We start from the raw sequence: 19223 nt of genomic DNA on the forward strand, positions 1-19223 counted from the left end.
AGGACGGCGGTGACGGGGGCGGGGGTGTCGAACTTCTGCATCGTGCGCTCCTTCGATCCGTTGTTTCTGATGACGGAAACGCTACGTTGCATTCATAGTTCCGGCAACGGATTCGTTGCGCGTTACTCCTATCACTGCAGGCAGATGCCGAGAAATCGTTGCAATGCCCTTGCAGGCTAATGCAACAACCTCCCCTAGATCGTTGCAATGAATTGAGCGTGAACGCTATGCTGGAGACACCAGGAGCGCCATGAAGGGCCGCGAAGGACCACCAAGGAGACCGCGATGCCGGGAGGCAGACTCACCCAGCAGGAACGCCAGCAGATCGCGCTGGGGCTGGCCGACGGCCTCGCCTACGCGGAGATCGCCCGGCGTCTCGACCGCCCCACCTCGACGATCACGCGCGAGGTCATGCGCAACGGTGGCCCCACCGCCTACCGCGCCGACCTGGCCCACCGCGCCACCGAACGCCGCGCCCACCGGCGCAAGCAGGCGGCGCCCCGGGGGCCGGAGGCGCTCCCGCAGCCCCACGGACGCGACCCCGAGGCGGTGCGCGAGTACGAGGAGACGTTCACGACCCTCCTCATGCAGTCGGGCCTGCCCAAGATGATGGCCCGGGTGCTGGCCTGCCTCTACACCACCGACGCGGGCAGCCTCACCGCGTCCGAACTCGCCCAGCGCCTCCAGGTCAGCCCGGCGTCCGTCTCCAAGGCGATCGCGTTCCTGGAGGGCCTGGAACTCGTCCGCCGGGAACGCGACGAACGCCGCCGCGAGCGCTACGTCGTCGACAACGAGCTCTGGTACCAGTCGATGATCCGCAGCGCCCGGTCCAACGCCCAGCTCGCCGAGGTCGCACGGCAGGGCGTGGGCGTCCTCGGCTCCGGCACCCCGGCCGCCGTCCGCCTCGAGAACATCGCCCGCTTCGTCGACTTCGTCGGCGAGAGCATCGCCCGCGCCGCGGAGCAGGCCCGCGACGTCCTCTACGCGAAACCCGAGACGACCTCGGACAGCACCGCCTGAGCCGCACCGGTCAGCGGTAGGCGGCGAGGAAGGCGCCGACACCGGCCGCGGCGTAGTGGTCGAGGTCGGCCTCGGTGTGCTGGGGCGAGCCGGTGAACATCGCCCTGTTCACCGGGATCCACAGCAGCAGGCCGGCGAAGTGGTTGGCGGCCCCTGTACCGTCCAGTTCCTCGCCAGTACCAACGCCCTCGTGGCACACACCCTGGCCGAGGGCGCCGGGCAGTAGCGCGACGTCTCCGGGGCCGGTACGGGCTCTCCCCTACCGGCCCCGCAGCGGGTTCACCTCGCCAGTTCGGCGGGTTCGTCCAGGCGGGTCAGTTTCCTCGGGTTGCGCACGACGTAGATCCGGGTGATCCGGCCGTTCTCCACCACGAGGCTCACCGCGGAGGGCTCGCCGTCGAAGTCGAGCCGGCCCGCGGGCGCGCCGTTGAGCCAGACGGCCGTGGTCTCGAACGCGTCCACCACGCGGTTCGCGCGGGCGAGCAGGGGCGCCACCAGGTCGGCCCCGCGGACCGGAGTCAGCGCGGCGGCCACGAGCCCGCCACCGTCCGCGATCATGACCACGTCCGGGGCCATGATCTCCATCAGCTCCCCCAACCGCCCCGTGCGCAGGGCGGACAGGAACCGTTCCACCACGGCCTGCTGCTCCGACCGGCTCACCCGTACCCGGGGCCGCCGGGCCGCCACGTGCTCGCGTGCCCGCCGCGCGATCTGCCGTACCGCGGCCGCGGACTTGCCGACGGCCTCGGCGATCTCGCCGTACGGCAGCTCGAAGACCTCGCGGAGCACGAACACCGCACGCTCCGTCGGGCCGAGCGTCTCCAGCACCGTCAGCATCGCCATCGAGACGCTCTCCGCGAGTTCGACGTCCTCGGCGACATCAGGGCTGGTCAGCAGGGGTTCCGGAAGCCACTCGCCCACGTACTGCTCGCGGCTGCGCGACAGCGTGCGCAGCCGGTTGAGCGACTGGCGGGTGACCAGCCGGACGAGGTACGCCCGCGGGTCCCGGACCCGCGCGTGGTCGACGCCGGCCCAGCGCAGCCAGGACTCCTGCAGCACGTCCTCCGCGTCGGCCGCCGAGCCGAGCATCTCGTAGGAGACGGTGAAGAGCAGGCTGCGGTGGGTGACGAAGGGGTCCTCGGTCATGCCGTCGGCGCCGCGCCGGGGGTCTCGGGACGCCCCGCCAGCGGGATCTCGCAGGCGTCGGAGAAGCCCTGTGACGTGATTCCCTGCGCGACGTTGCACCGGGACGCGAAGTTGGCGAAGCCGATGAACACGGTGAGCTCGACCATCGCCGCCGGGCCGAGCCGGTCGAGCAGACCCCCGTACAGCTCGTCGGTGACGGTCGGCGGCGTGTGCGTCATGGCCTCGGCGTACTCGAGGACGTCCCGCTCCAGCGGCGTGAACACGTCCGACTCACGCCAGCGCGGCACCTGGCTCGCCTTGGCCAGGTCCAGGTTCTGGTTCTGGGCCAGGAAGTAGTTGATGTCGAGGCACCAACTGCACCCGATCCGCGCCGCGACGGCCATGTGCGCGAACGTCTTCAGACTCGCGTCGGCCGCGTCCCACGTACCGACCTTGCCCGCGTACTCCCGGTTGGCCTCGGCGACCTTGGGGTTGTGCCACAGCACCTCGTCCGGCTCGGGCACGGCACCGATCTGCTTGACCAGGCTCTCCTTCAGCTCGGCGGGAAGCTCGGCCTTCGGAATGCGTAGCGCCATGATGTCCTCCTCATACGACTTCGTACGGCCGCTTACGACTGCTCACGACCGCGTGTTCGCCATGAAGACACCGCCGGACTCGCGCCTGTGACATCCCGGCCGGAACGAAAAGGCGGTGCGCCGACCGGGAGAGGTCGCTAGCGTTGCCGGCATGACTGCCGGGTCGGCCTTGGGCCGTGAGCGAGTTGGGTGCCCGGTCTCTGAATGAGGTTCGCGCGGGCGAGGAGCCCGCCGCTTTCTCTGCGTGCAGACAGCAGCAACGACCAGCCGCAGAGAGAGAAGACAGAGTGCCCAACGACTTCAACCAGAAGATCATCGACGAGTTCCGCGCCCAGCACGGCCGCCTGAGCGGCATGTTCGAAGGCGCGCGCCTGCTCCTGCTCACCACCACCGGCGCCCGCACCGGCACCCCGCACACCACCCCCGTCGGCTACCTCCCCGACGGCGGCGACCGGGTCCTCGTGATCGCCTCGGCCGGGGGCTCGCCCCGCCACCCCGACTGGTACCGCAATCTCCTCGCCCACCCCGAAGTGACCGTGGAGAGCGGGGTGTTCACTTACCGCGCCCGCGCGGAGGTGCTGACCGGCGCGGAACGGGACCGGGCGTTCGCGCGGGCGGTGGAGAGCGACCCGGGCTGGCAGGCGTACCAGGACAGGGCGGGCCGGGTGATTCCCGTGGTCGCCCTGCACCAGATCGCCCAGGGCGGCCCGCCGCACATCGCCGCCGACTCCCCCGGCGAGGCGATCCGCCTGGTCCATGACGTCTTCCGACGGGAACTCGCCCTGATCCGGAAGGAGATGGCGGCCGGCAACAGCTCCACCCTCGGCGCCCAGCTCCGCGTCAACTGCCTCACCCTGTGCCAGGGGCTCCACAACCACCACACCGGCGAGGACACCGCCCTCTTCCCCTTCCTCGCCGCCCGCCATCCGCGCCTCGCGCCCACTCTGGAGCGGCTGCGCGAGGAACACGGACGCGTCGCGGCCTTGGTGGAGGAGCTGCGCCGGGCGGTCTCGGGCGAGCATCCCGACCCGGCCGCCGCCCGCACCGAGGTGGACCGCCTGACCACCGAGCTGGAGGCCCATCTGACGTACGAGGAACAGCAGTTGGTGCCCGTGCTCGACGCGGGCTGACGCAGGCTGACGCGGGCTGGAGGGTCTCGGCTGGGTCCTCGGCCGGGTCAGAAGGGCAGGGGCCTGGTGTGGACGACGTCCAGGCGGGAGACCGCGCGGGTGAGCACCACGTACAGGCGGTGTGCTCCGCGTGCCTCCGCTTCCAGGACGGCGGCCGGTTCGACGGCGACGACATGGTCGTACTCCAGGCCCTTGACCAGGCTCGCGGGCACCACGGCCACCCGGGCGCCCAGGTCGTCCGGTCCGGCCGTGGCGATGCCGGCCCGAGCGAGGGCGTCGCGGACGCGGGTCGTGTCGGCGTCCGCCGCGACGACGCCGACCGATCCCTCGTGGGTCAGCGCCTCCCGTACGGCGGTCACGGTGGTGGCGGGCACGTCGTCGGTCGGCCGTACGGTCAGCTCGCCGTCCGTCCGCAGGGACCGGACGGCGGGCACGGCGACGTCGAGCCGGCCGAGCAGCCGGTTGGCCAGCTCGGCGACCGCCGCCGGCACCCGGAACCCGGTGGTCAGCGGCACCACGGCCGCGTCCGGCTTGCCGAGGTGACGCAGCTGGACGGCCCAGTCGCGGGCCGCCCAGGGGGTGGTGCCCTGGGCGAGGTCGCCGAGCACGGTCAGCGAGCCGAAGGCGGCCCGGCGGGCGATGGCCCGGCACTCCATCGGGGAGAGGTCCTGCGCCTCGTCCACGACGATGTGGCCGTACCCCTCGGGGTGTTCGATCAGCCCGGACAGCTCGTCCAGCAGGACCAGGTCGGCGGTGGACCAGCGGGCGGACTTGAACGAACGCGGCGGGCGCGCCCAGAGCAGCGCCGCCTGCTCGGCGGGGTCCAGCAGGCCGTCGGCGGCCCGCGCCAGCACCTCGCCGTCGGTCAGCAGTCCGGCGAGGATCTCCTCGGGCCGGACCTTCGGCCACACCACGTCGAGCCGGGCGGTCAGCGGCCGCATCCGCTCGACCCGGCGCAGCCAGGCGTTCGGCGGCGGCCCCGAGCGCCGCTCCACCTGTTCCAGCAGCAGGCGCACCACCCGGGCACGGACCCGTTCCCGCCCGATCGCGTACGGCGGTTCCTCCGCGCGCACCTCGTCGACGATGCCGGCCAGCTGCCCGGCGGTGACCCGCAGCCAGTAGGAGCCGTCCCGTACGGCGAGGTCGGTGACCCCCTCGGCGGACACGCGCGCGTACAACGCCCGGCGCAGCACCTCGGCCATGCGGGGGTCGTGCTTGAGGGCGGCCGTGGGGGCGGGGTCGGTGCCGGTGGCCGGGTGGCGGGCGATCTCGTCCTGGAGGGTGGCCTGCCGGACCCCGGTCTCGCCGAGGGAGGGCAGCACCTCGGCGATGTAGGTGAGGAAGGTGCGGTTGGGGCCGAGGATCAGCAGTCCGGCGCGCTGGATCCGCTTGGGGTGGGTGTAGAGCAGGTAGGCGGCGCGGTGCAGGCCGACGGCCGTCTTGCCCGTGCCGGGGGCGCCCTGGACGCAGACGGAGGCGGTGAGGCCGGCCCGGACGAGGTCGTCCTGCTCGGGCTGGATGGTGGCGGCGATGTCCCGCATCGGTCCGACGCGGGGCCGCTCGATCTCGCGCGCCACGATGTCGCTGGCCCGTGTCTCGCCCCGGCCCAGGCGCTCGTCCTCGAACCCGGTGAGGTCACCGGAGTCGCCCCGGCTGCCCGGCGCCCAGCCGAAGCGGCGGCGGATCTCGACGCCCTGTGGTTCGCGCGCGCTCGCCTGGTAGAAGGCGCGGGAGACGGGGGCCCGCCAGTCGACGACGAGGGGCGGGGCGGCCGGGTGCTCGGTGATCCGGAGCCGGCCGATGTGGTAGTTCTGCCCGCCGTGCTCGGGGTCCCCGGCGGCGAAGTCCAGTCGGCCGAAGAACAGCGGCCCCTGGGGCAGTTCGCGCAGTGCCTTGGCCTGGCTGCGCAGCTGGTAGCCGAGGACCTCGGCGTCCGCGCCGGAGGCGGAGACGTCCTCGCCGATGACGACCTGCTCGGCGGCGCCCTCGACCATGGCGGCGAGTGCGGCGCGGCAGGTGTCGTGATGGGTGCGTTCGCTGTGGAGGGTGGCCTGGATGTCCTCGGGGGCGGGGTGGAGTGACGTCATGACGCCACCGTACCCAGAAACGTAACCGAGTTAAATTCTTTACCGAGTCTCATCAATCACATGGCCCGCGAGCCCGGGCAGCCCCGCCGCCAGCCGTCCGAAGGCCCGCTCGGCCGCCGCCACCGCGTCCGGCCGTACGTCCTCCACGTCCTCCCCCGCCGCGATCCGCCGCCAGTTCTCCAGCGCGAGGATCCGCTGGACGGCGATGATCTGCCCGGCGGCCAGCCGGGCGTCCAGACCGCCGCCGAGGGCCTCGGCGAGCGCCGCCTCCGACCGCTCCACATGGGCGTACGCCCGCGCCACCAGCGCGGGGGTCCCGTACAGCAGCCGGTGGAAGGCGAGCACGTGCGGATTGTCGTTCAGCCCGGTGACCGGATCGCACCGCTCCAGCCCGTCGAGGAAGTTCCGGCGCAGCGCCTCCAGCGGCTCGGCCGCCCCGGCGACCACGCGCGCGGCCTCCGTCTCGTGGTCCGCGATCCGGTGCAGGACCAGGTCTTCCTTGGCCGGGAAGTACCGGAAGAGCGTCGGCTTGGAGATCCCGGCGGCCGCGGCGACCTCCGCCACGGACACGGCGTCGAAGCCCTTCTCCAGGAACAGCCGCACGGCGGTGTCCGACACGTCCTGGTACATCCGCCGCTTCTTGCGCTCACGCAGGCCCATCTCCGTACCCATGCCACCGAGCCTACGCAGCGCACCCCGGCGTCATCGCCCGGCGTGATGACGCGACGCGCAGGTCTCGTGGTGACAGCCGAACAGCGGTCCCTCGACGACACTCGCGTCGCCACTCACCTCGACCGCCCGCAGCCGAGCCGTCGATGCCGACACGACGACCACGTGCCCGCCCCCCTCAGCCGCCTCGGAGCAGCTCGCGGTAGGAGCTGATCACGACGCCGGCCCCCGCCTGCCGGAGGCCCCGTATCTTGCGCTCGTTGCGTCCGTACCCGACGAACGCCGTTCCCGCCGCGCGCGCCGCGTGCACGTCCGGGCCGCTGTCGCCGATCAGCACCGCGTCACCGGCCGGGGCAGCGAGCGTGCGCAGCGCGCGGAACACCACGTCTGGGTCGGGCTTCATCAGGCCGGGATCGGCCGTACGGCCCTGGATCGTCTCGAAGTGGCCGAGCAGACCGGCGTGGGACAAGTAGAGGCGCGCGGCATGCGGTGAGTTGTTGGTGACGATCGCCAGCCGGTGCCCCAGGCCGGCCAGGCGATGGACGAGGTCCACGGCGTACGGCGTGGGCCAGGCCGTCCGCGCGGCGGCTCGTTCGCCTGCGGTGAGCTGCTCCTCCATCACCGCCAGCACTTCCCCGTCACCGTCGTGCACCGCCTCGTGCACCGCCCGCAGCACCACGTGCGGATCGATGCTGTCCCGCTCCACGGGGCCGAGTGCGTCGCTCACGCCGAACTTCGCTGCCAGCACGCGCAGTTCGTCCGCCAGGGGCGCGGACGTCCCCTCGGGGAAGAGCCGGCAGATCGGCCCGTCGAAGTCGAACAGTACGCAGCGCGCCGCCTCGATCAGCCCCCGCGCCTCCTGAACGTCACCCTCGTCGTCAGCCACGCCGGCCCCCTTCCCTCGCCCGCCCGATGGTCGTCCTTCTCCCCGGTCGTCCTGTCGTCGGCCGGTGCGGGCCGAAGGCCGCGCCCCTGCGCGTCCCATTCACGCAGAGCGTCGACGACCGCCCTCTCGTCCCACCCTTCGTCCACGAGCCGAAGCGGCTCACGCGCCCGCTGCAGAGCCCGGCGAATCCGCTCGGCCGCATGAGCGAGGTCACCGTCGCCCGGCCGGTCCGGAAGGAACAGCGCGGCTCGCATGACATCGGGAAACACCGACTGGGCGTATTCGAAGCCGAGGTAGACGGACAGGTCGGTCTCCATGCCCGCGCACAGATCCGCACGACCGGCACGGCGCATGGCGTCCGCCCACAGGCCGACCATCAGCTCCTGCTCGGTCTTGTCGTAGTTCATCCGCACCAGATGCGTGGCCAGGTCGTGCAAGGGGTCGCCGAACAGGCACAGCTCCCAGTCGATCACGGACAGCCGCTCACCGTGCGGCGTCGGCACCACCACCACATTCGCCCGGTGGACGTCCGTGTGCAGCAGCACGAACGGACGCGGGGTGAGGTCGGGCACCCCGCTCATGAAACGGCCGATGGCATCAGCGGGAATGCCGACCGCCTCGAAGAGCCGGCCGAAGCGCGGCAGATTGGCCTGGTGCACCTTCTCCGCGGCGAACCGCGCGATCCACTCCAGAAAGCCGCGGCTGTCGGTATGGCCCGGCCAGTCGGGCGGAAGGTCCGGTAGTACCTCCCTCGGCACGTCGGCGAGCCCGGCGAAGAATTCGGCCAGGGCCAGGAGCCTCGCACCGCCGATCGGGCCGTCGGGCACCAGGTCGGCCAGCGCCTGTCCGTGGATGTACTGGTGCAGTGACCACTTGCCGAAGTCGGCCAGGCAGTGCGGGACCCCGCTCACGCGACCCTCCAGCGCACGCAGGACCCGCGCCTCGCTGGGCCAGATGCGCGGCACCACTTCGACCGTGGGAAAGGGCGTGCGGAACTTCGCCAGCAGCCGCCCGGACCGCTGGCCGAGGAGAAATGCCAGAGGTTGCCGCAAGGGTGCGATGCGGTTGATGTTGTGGTGGCCGGAAACCACATCCCCGTCAGGGCTGCGGCGCCGCGCCTCCGCGAAGACACGCACGAGAAACCGGCGCGCTCTGCGGGGCAGAGGGTGCGACATGCGCGCAGAGAATAGTGGGCACAGCTCGGTTTCTCACACCATGTCGCCATGTGGACGCCGCCGGTGTCGCGCTCCCGGACGGTCCGACGGGCGCGCGTCAGATGTCGTCCTCGTCCTCGCTCAGCCGTTCCCAATATGACTCGAAACTGGCCTGCATGGTGGCGAAGATACGACCTTCGTGCGACTCGGGCTCGTCCGGTTCCCGGCGGTAGTGCGACAGCACCGAGCCCAGACCGAGCACATCCAGCGCCTGCAGGGCGGATCCGTCCTCCAGCATGATCGTGCGCTCGAGCACCTCGTACAGGCCGAACAGGAGGTCCTCTTCGTTGACCACGTACAGCTTGTACTGGGGGGTCATCGGGACCCGGCGGATCTCCGCGTCCGCGTCCACGCCGATGGCCCGCAGTTGTGTCATCACACCTTTGATCTCGATGGCGTGCCTGCGGGCCATGCCCCGCCACCGCTGCCAGACCCGGTCGTCGTCGGGATCCTTGGCCGCGGGGTACGCCAGCCTGATCCGGTCCGAGGGCAGCAGCATGCGCAGCCGTACCCGCTCCGGTGCGACCTCCCCGGCGACCACCCGCTCGGCCTGGACCTTCAGATGGTTCCACAGGGTCTCGGACGTCAACGCGAAGGTGTCGAGGACGACTTCCGGCTGCTCGAAAGCGTGATGGATCAACGGACCGAGCGATGCGGTCGCCTGCCGCCTGGGGCGATGACCGGCCGACGCCATCGGCGGGACCTTCACCACCCGCACGCCGCTGCCCTGCCTCGACTCCACCCAGCCCTCGTCCGACAGCTTCCGCAGCACCCGCTGGATCGTGTCCCGGCTGACCCCGAACTCCTCTTTCAGCTGGCGGTGCGTGGGCAGGAGCTGCCCAGGCCGGTAGGTCCCGTTCGCCAACTGCTCCCGGAGGACGGACTCCACCAACGTGGACGCCCGTCCTCCGCCTTCCGCATGTCCTGAGGTAGCCACACACCGAACCTAGCGCCCGCGTCTGACGAGTGCACTACTTTCGGCCCCGCAAACAAGCCAATTGGACCAGTCGGCGAGGGAAGGAGACCGGCGAGCATCCGCCAAACCGACCGCGCCGGTCCGATTGGCTGGAAGGCAGAGACAGGTCATCGGCCGGCGGGCACGGTCTAGGAAAGTGTCAGATCGGTGGTGATGGTCTCCCAGAGGGAGTCGAACCACTTCTGTGACTGGTCCACGAACGCGGCGTCCCGCTCACCCGCTCTCCTCTCGAAGGAGAAGAGGAGGGCCCGGGAGCCCAGCGCGTCGTACATGTCGAGGTCCTGGCTGTGCCACGTCTCGGTCCGGCGGGTCAGCATGTAGTACCCGATCAGCACTTCGTCGCCGTTGAGCAGGTACATCTTGATGGGGGGCGTGAACGGCAGCGCGCGGAAGGTGACGCTCACGTCGATGCCGTGCGTGGCGTGCAGGGCCAGCAGGATGTTCCGGATGACGTACCCCTGGGCGTTGCGCATCTCGAGCCAGCGCCGGTGGACCGGGTCGTCCACGCTGCGTCCCTCCACGAGCACCGGGAAGGCGAGGTTGATGTCCCGGGACGGCAGCAGGATGCGGACGTCGATCCGGTCGGGGCGGATGCGGCCGTCGTGGATCAGCCGAAGGGGTTCACCGAGAGCGGCCGTCAGCGTCTCGGTCGTGTGACAGGCGACGTCGATACGGACGTGCCGTGCCGCGAGCGCTTCCCTGAGCCGGGGCGACAGCCCGACCATCGTCGGCTGGGGCTCGGCCGGCGGCGCGGACAGCTCCGCGATGCGGGGTGGGCTGCCCTTGGTCACATGGGTCAGCAACCCGTCCACCTGCAGCAACCGCAGAGCCTGACGTACCGCGCCCCGCTCCACACCGAACTCCTCGGCGAGCTCGGCCTGCGTGGGCAGGCGGTCACCCGCCTTCAGGTCACCGGCGCGGATCCGCTCCCGCAGGACCTCGGCGATCTCCCGGAACGAGCGACGCTCGCCACGGTGCGGTGGCACATGCTCCTTGGTCACGACCAAACGCTACAACTTGGATCCATGTACCGGGAGTTGTTCCGTTGCTGTTCGGAGATGTCGACCAAGCTCATCGAACTTGGCGACAGTTGGACTCCAACTGACCTGAAAGCGGCGCGGTTCGGGACGTCTGCCGCCCCGCCGGCCGCCGGTCCACCGGTCCGCCAGTCCGGTCGGCATGCCAGTTTCCAGTCAAATCATCAGTCCATCCCACTGACCGGTTAACCGATCACACACCCAGGGCACTAATTCACTGCAACCGTCAGTCCAATTGGACGACTTCGCTCGGGCGGTGCGTGCCACGGCAGGGGGAGACATGATCGTCAATCAGCTGGTGTCCGCCGCGATCGGCATGGGGTTCGAACACATGGTCCAGGCACGCTACGGCGCCGTGGGCGTGCTCTCTCTTCTTCTTCTCGGAGCCGGTATCAAGGCCCAGAACGCGGCCTGCTCCACCATCGGAGCCCTCCTCCTCGTACTGTTGGTGATCCAGGCGTGAGGTTGGATCACCTGCCACACGGATCCCGCAGTGCAGGACCGCCTGCCACACGGGATGCGTGTGGCAGGCAGTCCAATCACCGGAGAAGAAGCGGATTTGCCTGGTCCGTCAGGCCACTGACACAGGCGAGGATCGGCCGGTCCTAGCCGCGGAGCGACCGCAGGAGCGGTTCCAGCGAGGACACGACCTGTCCGGCTCCGGCCTCGAGTAAACGTTTTGCCATCCGTTCGTTGCGCGCGTACCCGAGGAAGGGGACGCCGGCACGGACAGCGGCCGCGTGGTCCGAGGGATTGTCGCCGATCATCAGGGCGTCCGTGGGGGCGGCGCCCATCGCGCTGAGGGCGCGGTTGAGGCAGTGCGGGTCCGGCTTGAGGCGACGCAGGTCCTGGGTGCGGCCGTAGATGTGCGGGGCGAAGCAGCCGGTCAGGCCCCGGCCGTCCAGATAGGCGCGGACCACGCGGGGCGAGTTGTTCGTCGCGATGGCGAGCCGGGAGCCGACCGCCGTCCAGGTGCGGATCAGAGGGTCGGCCCAGGCGGTGGGCATCGCGGAACCCGCGGCCCGCAGCTCCTCCTGGGTTAGCCGCTCCTCCAGCTCCGCCACGAGGTCGCTGTCGGGGTGGCGGCGGTCGACGGCGCGCAGGACGACATGGGGGTCGAGGGACTCCCGCTCCGCCGCACTGAGCAGCCCGTGCAGCCCCCGCCCCTCCAGCCAGTCCACCAGCTCGCCGGCCACCCGTTCCGCCGAGTGCCGGGCGAACAGCCGGCAGATCGGCCCGTCGAAGTCCCAGAGGACCACGCGGGCGTGCCTGATCACTTCCGGGAGACTCTCGCTCGCGTTGGCGCTCTCGGCCCCCGCCGGTCCCCTCTTCGTCGTCTCTGAAGTCACTAGGAGAGTGTCATGTCCGTGGTGATGGTTTCCCAGAGGGCGTCGAACCACTTCTGGGACTGCTCCACGAACGCCGCGTCCCGTCGCCCGGCCCGCGTCTCGAAGGAGAACAGGAGGGATTCGGAGCCGAGGGTGCCGTACATCTCCAGCGTTCCGCTGTCCGTCGGCTCCTCGCGGCGGCTGATCATGTAGTACGCGTACAGCGCCTCGGACCCGTTGAGCAGGTACAGCTTGACCGGCGGCGTGAACGGCAGCGCCCGGAAAGAGACGTGCACGTCGATGTCGTGGGTGGAGCGCAGCGCCTGGAGGTTGTACTGCAGGACCTGGCCCTGGGCGTTGCGCATCGCCAGCCAGCGCTGGTGGACGGGGTCGTCGTCCTCGCGGCGTGCGTCGACCGAGACGGGGAAGGCGAGGTTGATGTCCCGGGACGGCAGCAGGATGCGGACGTCGATCTGGTCGGGGCGGATGCGGTCCTGGTGGATCAGGCGCAGCGGTTCGCCGATCGCGGGGATCAGGCTCTGTGCGGTCAGGCACACGGCGTCGACGCGGACGTGGGGCGCGGAGAACGCCTGGGTCAGCCGGGGTCCGAGGGCCACCATCGTCGGCTGGGGCTCGTCGTGCGCGGGGGCCGGCTCGGCGATGCGCGGCGGGCTGCCCTTGCTGACGTTGCTGAGCAGGCCGTCGTCCGCGAGTGCCCGCAGGGCCTGGCGCACGGCGCCGCGCTCCACGCCGAACTGCTGGGCCAGCTCGGCCTGGGTGGGCAGGCGCTCGCCCGCCCTGAGGTCGCCGGTGCGGATCCGCTCGCGCAGGATGTCGGCGATCTCCTGGGGCGTGAGCCTTCTGCCGTTCACAGCCACGATCTCCTGGGTCACGACCAAACGCTACAACCCTCTCCCACTTACGGGGAGTTGTTCCGAAGTTGTTTGCGAGTTGCGTCCAAGTGGGGACAACTTAATCAGAGTTGGCTGCCAACTTGGTCGAGTTGGCAGACCGAAAGGGGGATCCATCATGCCCGTCCTCGCACTCCTGGGCGCACTCTTCGTCGTCGGCTTCGAGCAGCTCGTCCAGTCCCGGTTCGGCGTCGTCGGCATCGTCGGCCTGCTCCTGCTCTCCGTGGGCGTCAAGGCCAAGAGCCCGGCGGTCAGCTCCGCCGGCGCCGTCCTGCTCGCGGTGCTCCTCGCGGGCCCGGTCCTGTGACCGGCCGCGGGGACCTCGCCGCTACGGCGTGAGCAGCAGCTCCGAACTGATCGTCTCCCACAGCGCGTTGAACCACAGGTGGGACTGCTCGACGAAGGTGGTGTCGCGCAGCCCCGCGCCCTGTTCGAAGGGGAACAGCATCGACCGGGTGCCCTCGGCGTCGTACAGCTGCAGGTGCTCGTGGTCGATCTCCCGCTCGCGACGGGTGAGCGTGTAGTACGCGAACAGCGCTTCCACGCCGTTGAGCAGGTACAGCTTGACCGGCGGGGTGAACGGCAGCGCCCGGAAGGAGACCCGTACGTCGATGCCGTGCGTGGAGCGCAGCGCCTCCAGGTTGTGCCGCAGCACCTGGCCCTGGGCGTTGCGCTGGGCCAGCCAGCGCCGGTGCAGCAGCCCGCCGTCGGCCGCGTCCACCGGGGCCGGGAAGGCGAGGTCGATGTCCCGGCTCGGCAGCAGCAGCCGCACGTCGATCTTGGCCGGTTTCAGCTGCCCCGCGTGGATCTGCCGCAGCGGCTCACCGATCGCCAGGGTGAGCGAGACCGAGGTGAGGCACAGGGCGTCTATCTCGACGTGCGGAGCGGCGAAGGCCGCGGCGATGCGCGGCCCGAGGCCCACCATCGTGGGCTGCGGGACCGCGGCGGGGCCGGCCGGCGGACGGACCAGGCCCGGTTGCACGGCCACGGTGGCAGGGCTGCCCTTGGACACGTTGGCGAGCAGACGCTCCGACTGCAGGATGCGCAGCGCCTCCCGTACGGCCCCGCGCTCCACACCGAACTCGTCGGCCAGCCTGGCCTGGGTCGGCAGGCGCTGGCCCGGCCGCAGCGCACCGGACGTGATCCGGGTGCGCAGGGCGTCGGCCACCTCAAGGTGTGACGCGCGTGACCGCTGTGACCTCTCCTGCCCATTGACGGGGGCGTGTTCCGGGTCCACACGAAAACACTACAACTTCCCGCCATCTTCCGGCAGTTACGGGGAAGGTGGTTATGAGTCGCTTCCAAGCGGAGATAAGTACAGTGAAGTTGGTAGCCAACTTGCAGCAACATGGTCGAGCTTCCCAGTGGTTGGCCGACCGGGCTCCCTTCCGGAGGGGAGCCGGGAGCCCGGACAGGGGACGGCCACCGAAGCGCACAGCCACAACTGAAGACGGTTGAAGCACAGCCACAACTGAAGACGGGGACAACTGAACAGCTCGCTACGGATGCACAGATGAACAGCCGGCCTGGTCACCGGGAGAAGGGAGCAGGGAGCAGGACGCAGGAAGCGGTCAGAAGACGTCCGGGCACCACGGTCGCCCGGAGGTACGGAACAGGGCGTCGGCCTTCCGGGCGGCGCCCTCTCGTGCTTCCTCGACCCGCCCGAGCGCCGCGAGCCGCGCCAGGGACCCGTCCCCGAGCCAGACCGTGGCCAACTCGTCCACCGGCAGCGTGAGATCGGCACCGGCACCGGCTGCGGGCGTGCAGGACGCCCCCTCCGGCGAGGCCTCCAGCCGGAACCGGCCCCCGGCCAGTCCCGCCCGGTCCACGACCTCCAGCACCAGCGCGCCCGCCCCCTCGTACGTCCGCGCCTCCAGGGCCCGTACGACGTCCAGGATCCGCACCCACAGCCAGTCCGCGTGCGTGGTGATCCGGGCGGCGCGCGGGTCCGGAAGGTAGAACGGCAGCAGGTCGTCCGGACCGCGCCAGCCGCTCTTGACCTTGGTGATCCAGTCGATCGAGCACAGATAGCGCCACAGCGCGCGCTCGGCAGCCGTGGTCGCGGCGATCAGCCCGTTGACGTCGGCGGTGTTGTGCGGCTGCTTGCCGTGCCAGGTGTCGTCGGACTTGTACGACACCAGGCCCTCGACCTCGCCGGAGGCGTTGCGGTAGACGGCGTAGAACGGCTCGGTCCAGTTCGGGCCGAAGCGGACGGCACCGGTGTTCAGCTGCCACCACAGCTCGTCCCGGTCGACGGCACCGGGCGTGACGCGGCGGACCCGCTCGTACAGCTCGGGGCCGAGCTTGCGGACGTCCGCGGCGTCCACGAGATCGATCCGGCCGCCGTCCTCGGGGCCGGACCAGCGCGGGTCGAGGCCGGCCCGGGGCACCTCGACGGTCCACTCGGTCGTCCAGGTCGCCGGGCCGAAGCCGTAGCGGCCGTAGATCGGGTACTCGGCGGCGATCAGGGTGGCGACGACGTCACCGCGCTCCTTCGCCGCCGCCAGGTCCCGGCCCATCATGTCGGTGAGCAGACCGCGGCGGCGGTGGGTGGGGCTGACGGTGACGTTGGAGATGGCGTCGGCGGCCACCGGCGCGCCGCCCACCGCGGTGATCTCCTGGGCGAAGGAACGAAAGGTGGCCACGCAGCGGCCGCCGTCGAAGGCACCGAGCAGCCGGCCCGGCACGAACTGCCGACGACGGGCCTCCAGATACTCGGGCGCCACCACCGGCTCATGCAGGAACCCGGTGCGCAGCGCCCGCTGCCAGTCCTCGAAGTCGGCCTCGGCCACGGTGCGTACGTCGGTCATGGGGCCACGGTAGGCGGGCACCGCGCACCGTGTCGCGCGCATTTTTCCCGGGCCCGGGGACGGCCTCACGCCGGCCTCACGCCAGGGGGGCGTCGTCAGCTCAGCAGGTCGTCCACCTGTGCCTCGCCCACCCGGTAACGGCGGGCGATCTCCCCGCTGCAGTCGTCGGCGGTGTGCTGCAGGCGCTGGCGGCGCCGGGAGATCTCCTGCTCGTAGCGGACCAGCCGGCCCATGGCGGTGCTCAGTTCCAGGTCGGTGCGCGCCTCCAGGTCCGACAGCTCGACCTCGGCGAGCATCTCCGCGGCCAGCCGCCCGTACTCCTCGTTGTGCGGGGTGCCGAGCGTGACATGGCGGGCCGAGGAGCGGTGCCGGGCCGGGGCGTCGGTGAGGATCTCCGGGAGCCGCTCCACGACGGAGGCGTCCGCCGGGGCCGGCACGGCCGCCCGGCCGCGCCGGGCCAGCTCCGCGCGCAGGATGTCGATCCGGCCCTGCAGCAGCCGCCGCACATAGCTGAGGTCCGCCTCGTCGCGCTGGGCGTCGCGGCGCAGGGCGCGCAGCTCGGGCAGGCTCAGCCGGGTCAGGTCGTGCTCCGGCGGCTCGGCGGGCAGCGTCGGGCCCGACGCGCCGTCGCCGCGCTGCGCGGGCGGCCGGTACGCGACCGGCCCGTGCGTGACCGGCCCGTGCGTGACCGGCCGCCCGCTGGTACTCGGTGTGCTCATGTGCTCCTGACCGTCCCCTCGACCGGCGTGTGACAGCATCGTGCCACCCCAAGTGGCCGCTATGTGACCGAGTGCCCCCGAACGGCCCCAGATGGACGGTTAAGGAGCAAAAAAGAGCCCCCTGTGAACACCCTTCGGGCCACCGGCATGAGACGCCCGTCGGGCTACCGGCATGATGGGTCGCATGCGTGCGGTGGTGCAGAGGGTCGACGGGGCCAGTGTGGTCGTGGATGGCGAGACCGTGGGGGCGATCGAGGGCGAGGGCCTGTGCGTCCTGGTCGGGGTGACCCACGACGACACCAAGGAGAAGGCGGCCCAGCTGGCCCGCAAGCTCTGGTCCATCCGGATGCTGCACGACGAGAAGTCGTGCAGCGACATCGACGCCCCGCTGCTCGTCATCAGCCAGTTCACCCTCTACGGCGACGCCCGCAAGGGCCGCCGCCCCACCTGGAACGCGGCCGCCCCCGGCGACGTCGCCGAACCCCTGGTCGACGAGGTCGTCGCCCAGCTCCGCGCCCTGGGCGCGACCGTGGCGACGGGCCGCTTCGGCGCCCGGATGCGGGTGTCCTTCACGAACGACGGCCCGTTCACGGTCCTGCTGGAGATGTAGGCGACCGCCGGCGGCCTCGCAGAGCTACGGCTGGACCACGACCTCCTGCGCGGCCGCCGTCTCTCCGGCCAGGAGCCGCGCGTCGAGGGGGATGTTCCGCTTGACCAGGGCGAGGGCGATCGGGCCCAGCTCGTGGTGGCGCACGGACGTCGTCACGAAGCCGATCTTGCGGCCGTCGGGACCCTCGTCCGCGACCCGGATCTCGGTGCCGTGCACCGGCAGGTGGACGTCGCTGCCGTCCAGGTGCAGGAACACCAGCCGGCGCGGCGGCTTGCCCAGGTTCTGCACGCGGGCGACCGTCTCCTGCCCGCGGTAGCAGCCCTTCTGCAGATGGACGGCCGTGCCGATCCAGCCCAGCTCGTGCGGGATGGTGCGGTGGTCGGTCTCGAAGCCGAGCCGGGGCCGGTGGTGCTCGACACGGAGCGCCTCGTGGGCCAGCAGACCGGCCGCAGGGCCGTGCGCGGCGGCGAAGGACTCCAGGTCCGCGCGCGGCAGGAAGAGATCACGGCCGTACGCCGTCTCGCGTACGACGACGCCCTCCGGCACCTCGGCGATCGAGCCGGCCGGCAGGCTGACCACCGCGAAGTCGGCCGTGCGGTCGGCGACCTCGACACGGTAGAAGAACTTCATCGACTCCAGGTACGCGACCAGCGCGTCCTGGGTGCCCGGTTCCACATGGGCCCAGACGGTCGTACCGTCGTCGACCAGATACAGGGCGTGCTCGATGTGCCCGTGCGCGGAGAGGATCAGCGCCTCGGTCGCCTCGCCCGGGGGCAGGTCGCTGACGTGCTGGGTGAGCAGCAGGTGCAGCCAGCTCAGCCGGTCCTCGCCGGAGACGGTGATGACCCCGCGGTGCGAGAGGTCGACGAAACCGGTGCCGTCGGCGAGGGCGCGCTGCTCGCGGAACAGATCGCCGTAGTGGGCGGCGACGCCTTCGTCCACGCCCTCGGCGGGAACGGCGCCGGGCAGGGACAGCAGAGGGCTCTTCATACCGGTAAGCCTACGACGTGGTAGTTGAACTCTTCAGAGAACAGTCCTTGCAGCGACCGAAGATCGCGAAGTGCTTCATGTCGGTGTCGAAACCGAACTGCTGCCGCAGCTTGGCCGTGAAGTCCGCGGCCACGTCGACGTCCGCCTCGATGACGTTCTCGCAGTCGCGGCACACCAGGTGCAGATGATGGTGGCGGTCGGCGAGGTGGTAGGTCGGCGCACCGTGCCCGAGATGGGCGTGGCTGACCAGGCCCAGTTCCTCCAGCAGCTCCAGCGTCCGGTAGACGGTGGAGATGTTGACCCCCGACGCCGTCTTCCGCACTTCGCCGAGGATGGCGTCGGGGGTCGCGTGCTCCAGGGTGTCCACGGCTTCGAGCACGAGTTGGCGCTGCGGCGTCAGCCGGTAGCCGCGCTGCCTGAGGTCGCTCTTCCAGTCGGTGCTCACCACACTGAAAGTCTAGAGCCCCCGGCTTGAACGCCTCCTGGACCGGCCTACTTGAAGAAGGCGATCCCGTCGTCCGGCAGGTCGTCCGGGAGGGCCTTGGCCCAGCGCTCGACCTCCTCCGGGGTGACGGCCTTCTTCAGCTGGGCCGACATGTAGGGGCGCAGCTCGACGTCGGGGGTCTGCTTCTCGCCGACCCACATCAGGTCGCCCTTGACGTAGCCGTACAGGCGCTTGCCGCCGCTGTAGGGGCCGGAGGCGGCGATGCGCGCCACCGTGTCCGTGACCAGGTCGATCTGCGGCTTCTGGTCGGCCATCTCGCCGTACCAGATCTCCACCGTGCCGTCGTCACGGGTCATCGTGACCTCGAGCTTGCGGTCGGCGCCGATCCGCCAGTAGCCCGACTCCGACTCGAGCGGGCGCACCTGGTTGCCGTCCTTGTCCAGCACCCAGGTGCGGGAGTGGTACGCCAGGAAGTCCCGGCCGTCGTGGGTGAAGGAGACCTCCTGCCCGAAGTTGCACTTCTCCGAGCCCGGGAAGTCGTGGACACCCGCGCCGACCCAGTTGCCCAGCAGAAAGGCGAGGGGGACGAGGTCCTTGTGCAGGTCTGACGGGATCTCGATCATGAGCGGCCGTTCCTGGTGTGTTCCTTGAATGGGGTCAGCGCTGGCCC

22 protein-coding genes are annotated in these 19223 nt (G+C 70.8%); 5 read left to right on the forward strand and 17 right to left on the reverse strand.

The annotated features are described in order from the left end of the window. Window positions 1-285: 285 nt before the first annotated feature. Entirely contained in the window at window positions 286-1020 is a 735-nt protein-coding gene (locus tag ABZ865_RS40565) for a helix-turn-helix domain-containing protein (RefSeq protein ID WP_361242105.1), read from the forward strand. Window positions 1021-1030: 10 nt separating this feature from the next. Here ABZ865_RS40565 and ABZ865_RS40570 read toward each other — a convergent pair whose 3' ends face one another. The 3 genes from ABZ865_RS40570 to ABZ865_RS40580 all read right to left on the reverse strand — a co-directional run bounded on the left by ABZ865_RS40570 (window position 1031) and on the right by ABZ865_RS40580 (window position 2741). After that, a complete protein-coding gene (locus tag ABZ865_RS40570) occupies window positions 1031-1219 on the reverse strand; it encodes a TetR/AcrR family transcriptional regulator C-terminal domain-containing protein (protein ID WP_361242108.1) in 189 nt (62 codons plus the stop codon). Window positions 1220-1299: 80 nt separating this feature from the next. Next, a complete protein-coding gene (locus ABZ865_RS40575) occupies window positions 1300-2166 on the reverse strand; it encodes an RNA polymerase sigma-70 factor (RefSeq protein WP_361242111.1) in 867 nt (288 codons plus the stop codon). Beyond that, the gene (locus ABZ865_RS40580; RefSeq protein ID WP_361242114.1) at window positions 2163-2741 is read right to left on the reverse strand and encodes a carboxymuconolactone decarboxylase family protein; all 579 of its coding nucleotides are present in this window, start codon (window positions 2739-2741) and stop codon (window positions 2163-2165) included. Before ABZ865_RS40580 ends, ABZ865_RS40575 begins: the two co-directional genes overlap by 4 nt. Before the next feature lie 287 nt (window positions 2742-3028). On the opposite strand from ABZ865_RS40580, the gene ABZ865_RS40585 reads away from it, so the two are divergent. Continuing rightward, the gene (locus ABZ865_RS40585; protein ID WP_361242117.1) at window positions 3029-3871 is read left to right on the forward strand and encodes a nitroreductase/quinone reductase family protein; all 843 of its coding nucleotides are present in this window, start codon (window positions 3029-3031) and stop codon (window positions 3869-3871) included. 47 nt (window positions 3872-3918) lie between these two features. On the opposite strand, the gene ABZ865_RS40590 is transcribed toward ABZ865_RS40585, so the two are convergent. The 6 genes from ABZ865_RS40590 to ABZ865_RS40615 all read right to left on the reverse strand — a co-directional run bounded on the left by ABZ865_RS40590 (window position 3919) and on the right by ABZ865_RS40615 (window position 10710). Further along, complete coding sequence (locus tag ABZ865_RS40590; RefSeq protein ID WP_361242120.1) at window positions 3919-5958, reverse strand: AAA family ATPase; 2040 nt, start codon at window positions 5956-5958, stop codon at window positions 3919-3921. Between the two features lie 39 nt (window positions 5959-5997). Next, window positions 5998-6630, reverse strand: coding sequence for a TetR family transcriptional regulator (locus ABZ865_RS40595; protein ID WP_361242122.1), 633 nt, complete (start codon window positions 6628-6630; stop codon window positions 5998-6000). Window positions 6631-6805: 175 nt separating this feature from the next. Then, window positions 6806-7513, reverse strand: coding sequence for an HAD family hydrolase (locus ABZ865_RS40600; RefSeq protein ID WP_361242125.1), 708 nt, complete (start codon window positions 7511-7513; stop codon window positions 6806-6808). Next, on the reverse strand, window positions 7471-8688 hold the full coding sequence (locus ABZ865_RS40605; RefSeq protein ID WP_361242128.1) for a phosphotransferase: 1218 nt from the start codon (window positions 8686-8688) through the stop codon (window positions 7471-7473). The genes ABZ865_RS40600 and ABZ865_RS40605 overlap by 43 nt, the downstream gene beginning before the upstream one ends. A 97-nt stretch (window positions 8689-8785) precedes the next feature. Further along, window positions 8786-9616 (reverse strand): GntR family transcriptional regulator, encoded by an 831-nt coding sequence (locus ABZ865_RS40610; protein ID WP_361242131.1) that lies wholly within the window; start codon window positions 9614-9616, stop codon window positions 8786-8788. Window positions 9617-9831: 215 nt separating this feature from the next. After that, entirely contained in the window at window positions 9832-10710 is an 879-nt protein-coding gene (locus ABZ865_RS40615; protein ID WP_361242134.1) for a GntR family transcriptional regulator, read from the reverse strand. Window positions 10711-11020: 310 nt separating this feature from the next. Here ABZ865_RS40615 and ABZ865_RS40620 point away from each other — a divergent pair, with 310 nt between their 5' ends. Next, window positions 11021-11203, forward strand: coding sequence for a hypothetical protein (locus ABZ865_RS40620; RefSeq protein ID WP_361242137.1), 183 nt, complete (start codon window positions 11021-11023; stop codon window positions 11201-11203). 142 nt (window positions 11204-11345) lie between these two features. Here ABZ865_RS40620 and ABZ865_RS40625 read toward each other — a convergent pair whose 3' ends face one another. Both ABZ865_RS40625 and ABZ865_RS40630 read right to left on the reverse strand, forming a co-directional pair. Next, window positions 11346-12017, reverse strand: coding sequence for an HAD family hydrolase (locus ABZ865_RS40625; RefSeq protein WP_361242140.1), 672 nt, complete (start codon window positions 12015-12017; stop codon window positions 11346-11348). Window positions 12018-12088: 71 nt separating this feature from the next. Further along, window positions 12089-12967, reverse strand: coding sequence for a GntR family transcriptional regulator (locus ABZ865_RS40630; protein ID WP_361242144.1), 879 nt, complete (start codon window positions 12965-12967; stop codon window positions 12089-12091). A 130-nt stretch (window positions 12968-13097) separates the two neighbouring features. Here ABZ865_RS40630 and ABZ865_RS40635 point away from each other — a divergent pair, with 130 nt between their 5' ends. Further along, on the forward strand, window positions 13098-13286 hold the full coding sequence (locus tag ABZ865_RS40635; RefSeq protein ID WP_361242148.1) for a hypothetical protein: 189 nt from the start codon (window positions 13098-13100) through the stop codon (window positions 13284-13286). 21 nt (window positions 13287-13307) lie between these two features. Here the strand turns inward: ABZ865_RS40635 and ABZ865_RS40640 are convergent, their stop codons facing one another. The 3 genes from ABZ865_RS40640 to ABZ865_RS40650 form a co-directional block, all read right to left on the reverse strand. Beyond that, window positions 13308-14216: a GntR family transcriptional regulator gene (locus ABZ865_RS40640; RefSeq protein ID WP_361242150.1), complete on the reverse strand. Its 909-nt coding sequence runs from the start codon at window positions 14214-14216 to the stop codon at window positions 13308-13310. Window positions 14217-14550: 334 nt separating this feature from the next. Further along, a complete protein-coding gene (locus ABZ865_RS40645; protein WP_361242153.1) occupies window positions 14551-15789 on the reverse strand; it encodes a GNAT family N-acetyltransferase in 1239 nt (412 codons plus the stop codon). 95 nt (window positions 15790-15884) lie between these two features. Then, window positions 15885-16508, reverse strand: a complete 624-nt coding sequence (locus ABZ865_RS40650) for an aerial mycelium formation protein (RefSeq protein WP_361242156.1) — start codon at window positions 16506-16508, stop codon at window positions 15885-15887. A gap of 184 nt (window positions 16509-16692) precedes the next feature. Between ABZ865_RS40650 and dtd the strand changes: the two genes are divergently transcribed. Next, the gene (dtd, locus tag ABZ865_RS40655) at window positions 16693-17118 is read left to right on the forward strand and encodes a D-aminoacyl-tRNA deacylase (protein ID WP_361242159.1); all 426 of its coding nucleotides are present in this window, start codon (window positions 16693-16695) and stop codon (window positions 17116-17118) included. Window positions 17119-17142: 24 nt separating this feature from the next. Here dtd and ABZ865_RS40660 read toward each other — a convergent pair whose 3' ends face one another. The 3 genes from ABZ865_RS40660 to ABZ865_RS40670 are packed head-to-tail and all read right to left on the reverse strand — an operon-like array spanning window position 17143 to window position 19176. Further along, complete coding sequence (locus ABZ865_RS40660) at window positions 17143-18108, reverse strand: folate-binding protein (RefSeq protein ID WP_361242162.1); 966 nt, start codon at window positions 18106-18108, stop codon at window positions 17143-17145. A 10-nt stretch (window positions 18109-18118) separates the two neighbouring features. After that, window positions 18119-18556, reverse strand: coding sequence for a transcriptional repressor (locus tag ABZ865_RS40665; RefSeq protein ID WP_361242165.1), 438 nt, complete (start codon window positions 18554-18556; stop codon window positions 18119-18121). Window positions 18557-18600: 44 nt separating this feature from the next. Further along, on the reverse strand, window positions 18601-19176 hold the full coding sequence (locus ABZ865_RS40670) for an FABP family protein (RefSeq protein WP_361242167.1): 576 nt from the start codon (window positions 19174-19176) through the stop codon (window positions 18601-18603). Window positions 19177-19223 lie beyond the last annotated feature (47 nt).

The organism is Streptomyces sp. NPDC047085, from assembly GCF_040643735.1.
Classification (GTDB): domain Bacteria; phylum Actinomycetota; class Actinomycetes; order Streptomycetales; family Streptomycetaceae; genus Streptomyces.

Bases quoted from the DNA above. Each gene is read 5' to 3' on its own strand.
- ABZ865_RS40645 (WP_361242153.1), bottom strand. From the start codon at position 15,789: ATGACCGACGTACGCACCGTGGCCGAGGCCGACTTCGAGGACTGGCAG.
- ABZ865_RS40575 (WP_361242111.1), bottom strand. From the start codon at position 2,166: ATGACCGAGGACCCCTTCGTCACCCACCGCAGCCTGCTCTTCACCGTC.
- ABZ865_RS40635 (WP_361242148.1), top strand. From the start codon at position 13,098: ATGCCCGTCCTCGCACTCCTGGGCGCACTCTTCGTCGTCGGCTTCGAG.
- ABZ865_RS40660 (WP_361242162.1), bottom strand. From the start codon at position 18,108: ATGAAGAGCCCTCTGCTGTCCCTGCCCGGCGCCGTTCCCGCCGAGGGC.
- ABZ865_RS40605 (WP_361242128.1), bottom strand. From the start codon at position 8,688: ATGTCGCACCCTCTGCCCCGCAGAGCGCGCCGGTTTCTCGTGCGTGTC.
- ABZ865_RS40580 (WP_361242114.1), bottom strand. From the start codon at position 2,741: ATGGCGCTACGCATTCCGAAGGCCGAGCTTCCCGCCGAGCTGAAGGAG.
- ABZ865_RS40595 (WP_361242122.1), bottom strand. From the start codon at position 6,630: ATGGGTACGGAGATGGGCCTGCGTGAGCGCAAGAAGCGGCGGATGTAC.
- ABZ865_RS40565 (WP_361242105.1), top strand. From the start codon at position 286: ATGCCGGGAGGCAGACTCACCCAGCAGGAACGCCAGCAGATCGCGCTG.
- ABZ865_RS40620 (WP_361242137.1), top strand. From the start codon at position 11,021: ATGATCGTCAATCAGCTGGTGTCCGCCGCGATCGGCATGGGGTTCGAA.
- dtd (WP_361242159.1), top strand. From the start codon at position 16,693: ATGCGTGCGGTGGTGCAGAGGGTCGACGGGGCCAGTGTGGTCGTGGAT.
- ABZ865_RS40590 (WP_361242120.1), bottom strand. From the start codon at position 5,958: ATGACGTCACTCCACCCCGCCCCCGAGGACATCCAGGCCACCCTCCAC.
- ABZ865_RS40670 (WP_361242167.1), bottom strand. From the start codon at position 19,176: ATGATCGAGATCCCGTCAGACCTGCACAAGGACCTCGTCCCCCTCGCC.
- ABZ865_RS40650 (WP_361242156.1), bottom strand. From the start codon at position 16,508: ATGAGCACACCGAGTACCAGCGGGCGGCCGGTCACGCACGGGCCGGTC.